Annotated in this window: 10 protein-coding genes and 4 pseudogenes; 11 read left to right on the top strand and 3 right to left on the bottom strand. The window is 38.1% G+C overall.

What is annotated here, in order from left to right; all coding sequences use genetic code 11:
* The 3 genes from G593_RS0106720 to G593_RS0106710 all read left to right on the top strand — a co-directional run.
* On the top strand, positions 1 to 705 hold a 705-nt coding region (locus G593_RS0106720; protein WP_029731192.1), incomplete at its 5' end, for an AraC family transcriptional regulator.
* A 161-nt stretch (positions 706 to 866) separates the two neighbouring features.
* Entirely contained in the window at positions 867 to 1,679 is an 813-nt protein-coding gene (locus G593_RS0106715) for an HAD-IIA family hydrolase (RefSeq protein WP_005341749.1), read from the top strand.
* A 32-nt stretch (positions 1,680 to 1,711) separates the two neighbouring features.
* A complete protein-coding gene (locus G593_RS0106710) occupies positions 1,712 to 2,260 on the top strand; it encodes a hypothetical protein (RefSeq protein ID WP_005341748.1) in 549 nt (182 codons plus the stop codon).
* Positions 2,261 to 2,672: 412 nt separating this feature from the next.
* Here G593_RS0106710 and G593_RS0106705 read toward each other — a convergent pair.
* Positions 2,673 to 4,008, bottom strand: a pseudogene (locus tag G593_RS0106705) (transposase).
* A gap of 170 nt (positions 4,009 to 4,178) precedes the next feature.
* Between G593_RS0106705 and G593_RS0106700 the strand changes: the two are divergent.
* The 8 genes and pseudogenes from G593_RS0106700 (at position 4,179) to phnX (ending at position 11,984) form a co-directional block, all read left to right on the top strand.
* Positions 4,179 to 4,367: a UPF0175 family protein gene (locus tag G593_RS0106700; RefSeq protein WP_005341746.1), complete on the top strand. Its 189-nt coding sequence runs from the start codon at positions 4,179 to 4,181 to the stop codon at positions 4,365 to 4,367.
* Positions 4,368 to 4,642: 275 nt separating this feature from the next.
* Positions 4,643 to 5,164 (top strand): type II toxin-antitoxin system PemK/MazF family toxin, encoded by a 522-nt coding sequence (locus G593_RS0106695; RefSeq protein ID WP_005341741.1) that lies wholly within the window; start codon positions 4,643 to 4,645, stop codon positions 5,162 to 5,164.
* 303 nt (positions 5,165 to 5,467) lie between these two features.
* Positions 5,468 to 5,557: pseudogene (locus G593_RS19385) on the top strand (S-adenosylmethionine synthetase N-terminal domain-containing protein); the annotation flags it as partial.
* Positions 5,557 to 5,967 (top strand): annotated as a pseudogene (locus tag G593_RS0106685) (tyrosine-type recombinase/integrase); the annotation flags it as partial. The pseudogenes G593_RS19385 and G593_RS0106685, both read left to right, overlap by 1 nt.
* A complete protein-coding gene (locus tag G593_RS0106680; protein WP_005339859.1) occupies positions 5,954 to 6,301 on the top strand; it encodes a DUF6262 family protein in 348 nt (115 codons plus the stop codon). The pseudogene G593_RS0106685 and the gene G593_RS0106680, both read left to right, overlap by 14 nt.
* Before the next feature lie 165 nt (positions 6,302 to 6,466).
* A complete protein-coding gene (locus G593_RS19380; protein ID WP_081646506.1) occupies positions 6,467 to 10,087 on the top strand; it encodes an extracellular solute-binding protein in 3,621 nt (1,206 codons plus the stop codon).
* Positions 10,088 to 10,103: 16 nt separating this feature from the next.
* Positions 10,104 to 11,204, top strand: coding sequence for a 2-aminoethylphosphonate--pyruvate transaminase (phnW, locus tag G593_RS20750; protein ID WP_029731190.1), 1,101 nt, complete (start codon positions 10,104 to 10,106; stop codon positions 11,202 to 11,204).
* Between the two features lie 12 nt (positions 11,205 to 11,216).
* Entirely contained in the window at positions 11,217 to 11,984 is a 768-nt protein-coding gene (gene phnX, locus G593_RS20745) for a phosphonoacetaldehyde hydrolase (RefSeq protein ID WP_029731189.1), read from the top strand.
* Positions 11,985 to 12,008: 24 nt separating this feature from the next.
* Here the strand turns inward: phnX and G593_RS0106650 are convergent, their stop codons facing one another.
* Complete coding sequence (locus G593_RS0106650; protein WP_029731188.1) at positions 12,009 to 12,239, bottom strand: helix-turn-helix transcriptional regulator; 231 nt, start codon at positions 12,237 to 12,239, stop codon at positions 12,009 to 12,011.
* Between the two features lie 49 nt (positions 12,240 to 12,288).
* Positions 12,289 to 12,444: pseudogene (locus G593_RS20090) on the bottom strand (S24 family peptidase); the annotation flags it as partial.
* Position 12,445 lies beyond the last annotated feature (1 nt).

Here is a 12,445-nt window from a genome sequence, read left to right as displayed (position 1 = left end):
GTTTGTGTAACAAGTGGAGCATTAGAACTTGGTGTCGGACAGGAACTATACCATATGGAAAAAGGAGATATAGGCTTTGTATTTCCAGATGTTATTCATCACTATCAGGTACTGACACCCGGTGTAAATAAAGCGGCTTATCTGATTGCATCGCCATTTACGATAGCCAAATTTGCAGATATCATGCAATCCATGGCTCCTGAATACCCAATCATCGAAGCGGAAAAGGTTGAACCGGAGGTATATAGGGTTATAAATGCAATTTTAGAGACAGAACAGCCGGATATTACTGTTGCACAGGCATATCTTCAAATTGTGTTGGCACGCTGCATAGGAAAATTAAATTTGGTAGAAAAGAGCAGTGTGGGGAGCAACGATCTTATTTACCAGACAGTTTCCTATATATCAGCAAATTTCAAGAAGAAGTTTTCGTTGGAAGAGATGGCAAAAGACCTGGGGGTGAGCAAATATGTTTTATCCAGACTCTTTTCCAAGACATTCCATAGAAACTTTAATCAATATCTTAACGATGCAAGGCTGAACTATGCATGCCATCGCTTGGAAAATACGAGTGATTCTATTACAAACATTTGTCTGGATAGTGGATTTGAAAGTCAGAGAACATTTAACCGAGTATTTAAAGAAAGATATAAAATATCACCGAGTGATTACCGGAGTACTTGTGTGAAAGAGATGTTGTCATAAAAGGTTTTGTTGATAGAAATATTTACTTCGATTTCACAGTACTATGTATTTGATTTTATGTGTGGATGATATAATATGAAAATATTTGCAGAAAATAGAGTTTTATTTTATTATGAAAAGAGCAAGGTGTATTCTAAAGAAACAAGAAAGGCAGGGCGCATATGGACATGAGAAAACCCATAATCGATTTTAATGAAAAAAAAGGATTCATCTGTGATATGGATGGTGTGATTTATCATGGCAATCAGATATTGCCAGGTGTTTCAGAATTCATCCAGTGGTTGCATGATGAAAAGAAAGAATATTTATTTTTGACAAATAATAGTGGATATACACCACGGGAATTAAATCAGAAACTGGCAAGGATGGGACTTGATGTGCCAGAAGAACATTTTTATACCAGCGCATTGGCAACAGCCGCTTTTTTAAAGGAACAGGCGGCAGGCTGTTCAGCATTTGTGATAGGAGAAGCAGGTCTCTTAAATGCACTTTATGATGTTGGCATTACAATGAATGATGTAAATCCGGATTATGTTGTTGTGGGAGAGGGACGTTCCTATTCATTGGATACTTTAACGAAAGCAACGAATTTAGTTCTGAAGGGAGCGAAGCTGATTGGAGCAAATTCGGATGTTTCCGGACCGATCGAGAACGGAATCGCTCCTGCCTGTCGTGCATTGATTGCACCCATTGAAATGGCAACAGGTACACAGGCATATTTCTGTGGGAAACCGAATCCACTGATGATGAGAACAGGATTGAATATGCTTGGATGTCATTCAGCAGAAGCTGTAATGGTTGGGGATCGTATGGATACAGATGTGATTTCAGGAATGGAAAGTGGTATGTCTACTGTATTGGTTCTCTCTGGATGTTCAACGAAGGATACACTCAAAACTTATGCTTATCTTCCAACAATGGTATTGAATGGAGTGGGAGATATCGCCAGTATGGCAAAAGCAAAAGAGGAATAGTGTGATTAGGCAAATACTAGGAGGTAAAGTATATGATGAAACTTGAAAATTTTGTAGGAATGATGACAGGACATTTTGATAATAAGGATCAATTTAAGGAAATGCAGGCAGAGGGGAAAACATATCCATATGCGGAACATGTAAATACAATCTGTAATGACAAAATAAATAACCTTCCTGAAGATTTCAAAGGAAAATTTGTTGTTGAAGAGAGTTATTATGAAATGAATGGGAAACGTCACGCATCTCCACATCTTTTCCTTATCACGGAAATAGAACAGGGAATTTTACTTTCTTCTTATGAAATTCCCAAAGGAGAAGATAAAAATACATTTTCATATGATTCTATGAAGAATGTTGATTACGCTAAACTAGAAAAATCTGAAAAATTTACCCCGGCACTTTATCATGAAAAGGACGGAATCTGGGAGGGAGGAAGTACAAGCCAGTTCTCTCCGGTAATGACATTCAAACTTTGGGAGAAGTTTTCCAACAATTTTCTGGAAGTATCGGAAAGCATGGAAGTTAATGGAAAGAGAACTTTTGGATATGATGAACCAATAATTTATAAGCGTGTATAATCAAAAGACAGCATATTGGGATGAACTTCAAAATGCCCTACGCCAAAGGAATACATTTATACCATTACGAACAAGACAAAGGTAAAATTATAATAAAAGGGTCGTGGAAATGCTTCACAGAATTGTGATCTGTGATCTGCATTATCACGGCTCTTTTGTTATCTGTTTACTATCAAAACTGTAAGTGTAATTGAACATTACCATTGCTATAATTTAATTGTATTCCAAAACAAATAATAGGTAATTGCGAAACAAGTTCGCAATCCTGATTAAAAAGCGGTAAGAATCCTGCAACGCAGGATTCTTAAGATGAAAAGTAGGTGCTTCTGAATTTAGACATGACTAAAAGACTTCCCAGATAAACTGCGAAGAAAAGATTATATGCATATTAATAATCAGGCAATCAAAGGCTTCAAACTTCGAATGTATTGGTACTGATGAATCTTATCAGCGACAAGCACAGTAACGAGCTGGGTGATTCCAGCAAGAAGTAAATCAGCATGAAGCGTTTTCTCATTCTGGGTCTTACGATCCGCAATGCAGAAACTATCTTTGAAATGGTTGATTGACTTTTCAACATTTACACGGATCTTGTAAGTATCCTCCCATTCCTGTGAGCCGCGTTCTACACCAGGATAGGCACGAAGGTTCTTTTCAGGATAAATGTAGATCATTCGTCCGCAGGAAGAAGATGTACATGGATTGTCACAATGACATACGCGACGTTTTGACTTGTTGGCAGGATTGTATTCCCATTTCATTTTTGGACATACAAACTTCATGGTAGGAAGTTTGCTCCGCAAATGGGATCTGCTTCCTTCACGCCGCATCGGAAGTGATGGATCGTGAGGACAGCAGGGAATACCGTTTTCATTGACAGTATAGTCGGTTCCTTCCACAGAAAGCTTTGTTTTTAAAGGGATAAATGCTTTTTGAAAGCCAATTTCTTCAAAGAGGGATTTGTAAATGTTAATGGCATCAAACGCAGCATCTCCAAGAAACGTCTTTGGATTTATTAAAGGATGTTTTTTTAGAAAGTCCTTGTTGTAGAAAGTGATATCACGAACAATACCAAGCCCGTTCGTAATAATGCCAAATTTATAGGCGTAACAGAAATGTCCATTGATGTACATCTGCTGGATTGCCTGATTGGAAGCCGCATGAGTTGGCATAGAGCCATAAGCAGCTTTATAAGGATCATAGGAATCATCAAGGTTATGGGATTTCTTGAAAGCCTTTAGCTGCTTGATAATACGGTTGGCATATTTGGGGTTATTTTCTGTAACCCATGCTTCAATGCCAGAGGTATCGAAGATTGTCATGGAAGCAAGGGCAGGATCAAGATTTTGGCAGATCGGTTCAGTCAGATCAACAAGATGATCGAACATAGATTGTAAGTCCGATAAAAAATCCTGTTTGAAACGTGTAAATTTGGAACCATCCGGAACAACATCAAAACCGCAGAAATCACGCAGTTCCTTGGAACATTTCAGAAATACGATCAGGAGTGTGTCCGTCGGGATTGAGAAAATACGCTGGATAAGAAGTGCCTTAAGCATTGGATAAAGCTGATGTTTGCGAGGTCTTCCGGTACTGGCGTAAAAATGAGAAATAAAAGAAACAGGAACAATTTCATCAAGGTTAATGGCTTCATCAAGAAGCGAAAGGAACTGATATTTGTCGTTGTCAAATTTATGCTGACAGTCTTCAAAAATTTCTGCCAAAGTGAGCTGTTTATATGTTATCATGTAGGCATATCTCCTTTAGGTGGATTGGTTAATTAGTTTCTGGGCAATTCTATTTTACCATAAACCTTGAGGAGATATTTTATTTTAACAACAAAAAAATGCCGTATTTATGCGGCTATAGGTGTTTCGCAAACGCCTAGAAACCGAATAAAGGTGAAAGGGGGAAGAGCATGCAGGTTGTCATCGAGATACCCAAAGAAGTATTGTACGATACAAAGCAAACAATAGAACAAGCAACAGACTTTGCAAAAAGAGCAACTGCATTGGGATTTTATAAAGAGTATGGAGTATCTGTGGAATTGTGTTCTCGGATTGTTGATATCACAGAGGAAGAATTTCTGTCAGAAGTGAAACATTAATCTGTATGATAGCCAAAGCCGATATGTGAAATACAGAAGCATTTGTTCTTGACAAGTGTGTCAGAAGCGATTACACTATGCCTAGTGATCGCACTACGGAAACTTGCGAAGCCCGTAGTCCGGGGAGACTCCTACGGGGGTCTTTTCGTTATTAAGGGATAGATGAGAGAGGACTTTTTGTGGCATGGAAACTCGTTGGAAAGTCTAAAAAATAGTTGAAGATACACATGAGGCGAATTATAATGAATCTTATCAAATATGAGTAGGTGATACGAATGCATCAAGAAGCACAGGAATATTATAATATTGCCAGTTGGACAAAGGATAAAGTAAATTACAATCGGATATCAAAATTTAATACGAATAAGCACAGACAGGTTTTACATGGACAAATATGGTTTTGTGATTTGGGCTATAACGTAGGAACGGAAAAGAATAAAATGCGTCCGGTATTGGTGATGTCTAATAATAAAATCAATAATTCCGAAAAAGTGGTAGTGGTATGTATTACCGATGCAAAAGGAAAGGTGAATGCACGATGTCTACCAATTCAGGATTCATGGTTTTTGTTATATTCTGATACAGAAGATGAAGAAAAACAAGTGATTCCGGGAAGAACGATACCAGCGTCTATGCATACTTATGAATTTTTGGATAAAGACAGTATGATTCAATGTGAAGAGATACGTGCAGTTAGTAAGTCAAGGCTGGATGCGAACCGTGGATGTATTGGTACTTTAACACCGGAAGATTTTAATCTTGTAAAAGGAAAATTCAAAAGAGCATACAACTTGTAAAAATGTGACTGCTAAAAATTTGTTGACAAAGAGAAGGCAGTTGCATATAATAAAGAAGAACAGAGATACTATGATTAAGTCCCACACTTGAGCAATCAAGATACAGTGGGTGCTTTATAAATGTTTAAACGAAGCCGTAGGACCGCAAGGTATAGCTTCTGGAGGCTCCCCAGTTTTATCTGGGGAGTTTTTCTTTGGAAAAATTTGTGATAACAGAAAAATAGAGACAAAACATCAGGCAGGATATGTTCCCGTAAAAAGGAAGGTATCCTGCCTTTTTTGCATGAAAGAGAGGAAATTCATATGAGAAAATTTTATACAGCAGAAGCAGTAACAGAAGGACACCCAGACAAAGAGGGCAATCAGATTGCAGATGCAATCCTGGATGTGTGTTGGAACTACTGATCGAAAAAGCAATTGAGTACACCGAGAAAATGTATGGAGATACGATTTACATTTTTGTAGATGAGAAAAATACCCGAAAACCTTTGCAGTATTATACCGTTCAAAATAGAGTGATGGACATCATTCAGAAAAAAGACCTGCGGGATGATAACGGCGAATTATTCAGCTTTGGAACGCATATGTTCCGCCATGTATATGGCATCCGACTAACAGAGATGCATCTGGATGATTGGACCATCGCAAAACTACTGGGGCATACGTCGGTAAAGAATGTGAAATTTTACCGAAAGATGAGTCTTCAGATCATTGCAGATGAAACAAGAGAAATCAGAGCAGAGATGAGCCGGATGATCCGGGCGAACCTAGCAGGATGGGGGAAAGAGTATGAGCAAATATGATAAGATGCTGGAGGTCAATCATAAGCAGAGTGTGGAAAAAATCCAGCGGGCAAAATTGGCAATTCATGAGATGATTGAAGAAGAGGATAAAGTGACCGTTCCCAAACTGATGCAAAAGACCGGACTGTCCAGAGGATTTTTTTATAAGAACCCGGAAGTGCGAAAGGCAGTAGATCGTGCCTTGCAGCTGCAGGCTGGCATGGTAGATAAGAGAAGAAAGATTTTAGATATGGCAATTGACAACCGTATCCTGCAATTAGAACAGCAGGTGGCAAAATTAAAAAGAGAGATAAAGTTCCATTTTTTAATCCAATCTTTCCAAAGGCAGTCATGAATGACTTTGATGAAATGGTAAAACAAAAGATAGATGGAATACGGAAACAAAAACAGAATGTTGAAATGCTAAATGATATGTTTATAAGATCAATAGAAGAAGCATCTTTTAATGTAGAAGTATTGTCCGATATGATATATCAAAAATTTTTGGAGGAGTAATTGGATGGGGTACACATTTAAGAGTCTATGTATTAGAAATTTTAAGTATATTACAAATAATAAACCTTTAAAATTTGATTTTATGAATAGTAATATTGTGATTTTAGATGGTCAAAATGGATATGGTAAAACTACATTATTTGATGCTATTGAAGTTTTGGTGACTGGGAAAATAAAGCATTTTAACCCTAGTTTACAAAATAGGAAGACGGAAACATTAGGAACACTGGCAAATGATGTAAATAAGGATATAGTTATTTCGGCAATTTTATCATCTGATTTTTCAGATGAAATACATGTAGAAAGAAAACTTTTATGTAAAAATGAATTTCAGAGTATTATCACACTTAATAGTCAAGAAATTAGTCAAGAAGAATTGTATGATAAATTTCATTTGAATTCCAATATGTTTGATATAGGGACATATATTTCTCAAAGTGAATCTTTGGACTTCTTACAAAATAAGTATAAAAATAGAAAAGATTCTGTATCTTCTCTTTTAGATGACACCGAGATAACTGATAAAATTCAAATGCTGAAATCGGTTCAAGAACATATTTTTGGAAGAGTAGAAAAAGAAATTAGGGATAAAGAAAAACAAATAGATGTAGTAAGTCAAAGAGTAAATGAGATAAAACGTCAGACAGATCACATTGTTATGAATGCAGAACTGCCAGGGGAAAATATACGATTATTTGACGAAGTTGAATATGAATTTGATGTCATAAAATTAGACCAGGGAGTTACATATGAAACCATTATTCAGCAGCTTAAACAAATTGAAGGGTTTATAGAAAACTATGAAGAATACCTTCGATATAAAGTTAATGCTATCATAAGGGAATTGAAAGCATCACCGAAACGGTTATATATGGCATTGTTTTATCGACAGGAGATTGAATTACTTAATAAAAAAGGAAGTCTCATAAAAGAGTTAAATAAGAGCAAAGAATTATTGACGAATTATAGCAATAATGTCTGGTCAGTAGATGAAACATTGTTCAATAAGATTAAAATAAAAGCAGAAATTATAGCACAAATAAAAACATTATTATTGAACCAGAAAAAAGAACAAAGTCAATTGGATGATGCTGATAAGGTTTTGGCACAGATGACAAAGGCACGAAGGGGACTTATTAAAGAATTCTATAACGCTGCGGAGTCTGGAAAGTTTGATAAAAACAAATGCCCATTGTGTGGAACGGATTTTACGGATATAGATTTAGCTATTATAGAAACAGAACAATTTATAAAAAGTATTCATACAGATGCGGTGGCAAATCTTCCGATGTTGCTTCCGACACTGACTTACGGATTTGCAATTATTTATTCATTTGGAAAACAGGGGCTGCTTACACGTCTGTTTGGACATCAGCTGTTTGAGATTTACGGATTCAATGGATTGCTTCTTGGATATGTGATCTACACCCTTCCGATTTCATTCATGCTGATCAACAATACGATGGGGTACATTGATAAGAAATTCATGGTTGTATCAAGATTGATGGGAGACAATGCATTTTCTACATTTATGATGACGATCTTCAGACCGCTGATGGGAACTTTGGCAGCATCGTTTATCCAGGCATTTTTCCTTTGCTTTACAGACTTTGGAATCCCGGCATCAGTAGGCGGAAAATACGAAGTCATTGCAAGTGTTCTGTATACACAAATGCTTGGAAGCGTACCGGATTTTAATAAGGGAAGCGTTGTAGCAATGGTTATGCTGCTTCCATCTGTGTTCAGCATTCTGGTACTGCATTATCTGGAAAAATATAACATTCGTTACAACAAGATATCCAGCATGGAAATCCGGGAAAATAAAGTACGCGACGCAATCAGTGGACTGGTCAGTGTTGTGGTCTGTCTTTGCACCTTATCGATCTTTGCAGTCATTTTCGTGATTCCATTTATAAAAGACTGGCCATATAGTCTGGAATTCTCACTGGATCACATTAAGGCAGTATTTACAGATGCAGGACTTTCCGAAGTGTACAAGAATTCGATTTATGTTGCACTGATGACAGCCATAGCAGGAACACTTGTTTCTTATGGAGCTGCGATTGTGGTTGCAAGAAGTACAGTAAGTGAAAAAATAAAACAGATTATAGAAGGCATTTCACTGGTGACGAATACAATTCCGGGGATGGTGCTTGGCCTTGCATTTTTGTTCTGCTTTTCAGGAACCGGACTGCAGAGTACATTTACGCTCCTTATCATCTGTAATGTGATCCACTTTTTCTCGACTCCTTACCTGATGATGAAAAGCTCGCTCTCAAAAATGAATGCATCCTGGGAGACAACAGCGATGCTGATGGGAGATAACTGGATAAAAACAATCATCCGGGTAGTAACACCGAATGCGATTTCAACCATTATGAAAGTGTTCAGTTATTATTTTATCAGTGCGATGGTAACAGTCAGCGCGGTCATTTTTATCGCAGGGGCGAGAACAATGGTAATCACAACAAAGATCAAGGAATTACAGTATTACAATAAATTCAACGAAGTATTCGTGCTTTCCCTTTTAATTCTTGGAACCAACGTACTGATAAAAGCAATATTTCAGCTTTTAGCAAATAAAAAAAGGACAATAAAGAAGGAGAACAAACGTATGAACAAGAGAAATGGATTAAAACGTGCAGTAATTGCAGGTATGGCAGGAGTGATGGCATTTTCACTGCTTGAAGTCAGTGGATGTGGACAGAAAAAAAGCGGTGATGAGCAGGTTGTCATTTATTCCAATGCCGATGATGAAGCTGTGGAAGCAATGAAAACAGCACTTGATGAAAATGGTTACAAAGACCAGTACATTTTCCAGACTTTTGGCACCTCAGAGCTTGGAGGAAAACTTCTGGCAGAAGGATCTGATATCGAAGCAGATCTTGTAACAATGAGTACCTTCTATGTAGAGAGTGCGCAGGATGAAAAGAAGATGTTCAAGGATCTTAAATTTGATCCAAAGACATTGGATGAGTACCCGTCGTACTGTACACCAATCACTGCACAGGAGGGAACAATTATTGTAAACACAGAATTGATGAAAGAGAACAATCTTGATATGCCAACATCACTGAAAGATTTGGCTAAAAGTGAATATAAAGGACAGATTGCTGTTACGGATATCGCATCATCTTCTACAGCATGGCTTCTTCTCCAGGGATTGATTTCTGAATATGGAGAAGATGGAGCAAAGGATGTGTTGAAGGACATCTATGTAAATGCAGGTGATCATATTGAAGAGTCTGGTTCTGGCCCGCTGAAACTGGTACGTGCAGGAGAAGTGGCAATCGGTTTTGGACTCAGACAACAGGCAGTTGCAGATAAAGCAGAAGGACTTCCAATCGATTACGTAGATCCAGCAGAAGGAAACTTCACATTGACAGAATCTGTAGCAGTTGTTGATAAAGGGGACAACAGCAACGAAAAAGCTATGGAAATGGCAGAATGTATCATCAACAATGGTAGAAAAGATCTTCTTGCAAACTATCCAATCCCACTGTACGAAGGTGAAACGGTAGATGAAGCAGAAAAATCTGGAAATCCGAAGACATTTCCAGAAAAATTAACAGTAGATCTTCTAAAGAAACACCAGACATTATCTGAGGAATGCAAACCAGAATAGAGAGGACGATAAAATAATGAAAAACTATAAATTACTAACACCTGGACCACTTACCACAACCGATACGGTTAAAAAAGAAATGTTGTTTGACCACTGCACATGGGATGATGATTATAAAGTGATTACACAGGAAATACGAGCAAGGCTTTTAAAGCTTGCGCATGTATCAGAAGCAGATTATACATCAATCTTGATGCAGGGAAGCGGAACTTTTGGTGTGGAGTCGGTACTCACGAGTGTAATCGGAGATAATGAAAAGCTGTTGATCTGTGCAAACGGTGCATATGGTGAGAGAATGGCAGATATCGCAGAGCATGCAAAGATTGCGTATTGTATTTACAATGAAAAATACGATCAGATTCCAGATGCAGGAAGAGTGGCACAGATTTTGGATGAGGATTCAAAAATTACCCATGTATCTATGGTGCACAGTGAGACGACTTCGGGTATCATAAACGATATTGAAGCCGTTGCAAAGGTGGTAAAGGAAAAAGGACGTACCATGATTGTTGATGCAATGAGCAGTTTTGGTGGAGTGGATATTCCAGTCGCCGACTTGGGGATTGATTTTATTATCAGCAGCGCAAATAAATGCATCCAGGGTGTACCAGGATTTTCTTTCATCATTGCTAATAAAGAAAAACTGATTGCATCAAAAGGGAAAGCAAGGAGCCTGTCACTGGATCTGTATGACCAGTGGGAAACCATGAAAAAAGATGGAAAATGGAGATTCACCTCGCCGACGCATGTGGTACTTGCATTTGCACAGGCACTGAAGGAGCTGGAAGAAGAGGGTGGCATTCCGGCAAGACATAGGAGATATGCAGATAACAACCGCCTACTGATCGAGAAAATGGCAGAGCTTGGCATCCGTCCATATATCGATGGAGCGCACCAGGGACCGATTATTACAACATTTTTCTATCCCGAGAATGTACATTTTTCATTTGCGGAAATGTATCAGTATATCAAAGAGCGCAGATATGCGATTTATCCGGGAAAAGTAACAGAGGCTGACACTTTCCGCATCGGAAATATCGGGGAAATCTACGAAGAAGATATTTTAAAGGTTTCCGCACTGATCAAAGAATTTCTGGAGAAAGAAGAATACAAATAGGAGTGAAAGAAAATGGAAAAATATAAAGCGGTCATTTTTGACTGGGCAGGAACAACCGTAGATTATGGATGCTTTGCACCGGTACAGGCATTTGTAGAGGTATTTAAACATTTTGGGATTGAACCGACAATAAAAGAGGTCAGAGAACCGATGGGAATGCTGAAGAAAGATCATATCCGCACAATGCTTCAGATGGAAAGAATCTCTTCTTTATGGGAAATCAAATATAGAAGAAAATGGACAGAAGAAGATGTAGAAGATTTGTATGAAATTTTTGAAGAGAAGCTTCTTAGCATTTTGGATCAGTTTGCAGAGGTAAAACCTTATGTGCTGGAAACTGTAAAAGAATTGAGAAAAAGAGGAATTAAGATTGGCTCTACAACTGGATACACCGATAAAATGATGGAAATCGTTGTTCCAAAAGCAAAAGAAAATGGATACGAGCCGGACATATGGTTTAGTCCGGATGCAGTAGGGGGATTTGGAAGACCTTACCCATATATGGTATTTAAAAATATGCAGGCTCTTGGAATCCAGAGTGTGGATCAAGTGATGAAGGTTGGAGATACTGTATCAGATATCAAAGAAGGAAAAAATGCGGGAGTTTATACGGTAGGTGTGGTTGAAGGAAGTTCAGCATTAGGATTTTCAGAGAAAGAATATGAGAAACTCTCGGAGGAGAAAAAGAAAGAACGCATTGTTGAGGTAAAAGAAAAATTCAAGAATGCGGGTGCTGATGCAGTGATTCTAAATATGAAAAAACTGATTGAACTGCTTTGATTGAGTATAAAGAGAAACCGGGGATTACACCCCGGTTTTTTGATGGGCAGATGTAGCCTCATCTAATGTAAAAATATCTTCTACATTCATGTTCAGGAATCTTGCCAGCCGGATTGCGATTTCGAGAGAAGCACTTCGCTCACCACGTTCAATGCGCCCGATGGTATCACTACAAGGACCGACAGCTTTTGCAAGATCCGCCTGAACGAGATTTCGTTCTTCACGGATATCTTTAAGCGTGTTGCTAATTGCCATTTCATCACTTCCTTTGTTATTTTCAGCAAGAACAGGATAGAAGTCTGTTATTGAGACAGAAGATACCGATTTCACCGTTGGAGATACTGTCTTGTTTATGAACCCATGCAACATCTCCGGTATGATACATCGGCTCCATACTGTCACCAGATATGCGGATTCCGAAATCCGTCTTCTCGGGTGCAAGATGCCCAACATTAAAGGAA

The sequence above is a fragment of the Dorea sp. AGR2135 genome, from assembly GCF_000420885.1.
Lineage (GTDB): Bacteria > Bacillota > Clostridia > Lachnospirales > Lachnospiraceae > Dorea > Dorea formicigenerans.
This window is presented reverse-complemented; position numbering and strand designations above follow the sequence as displayed.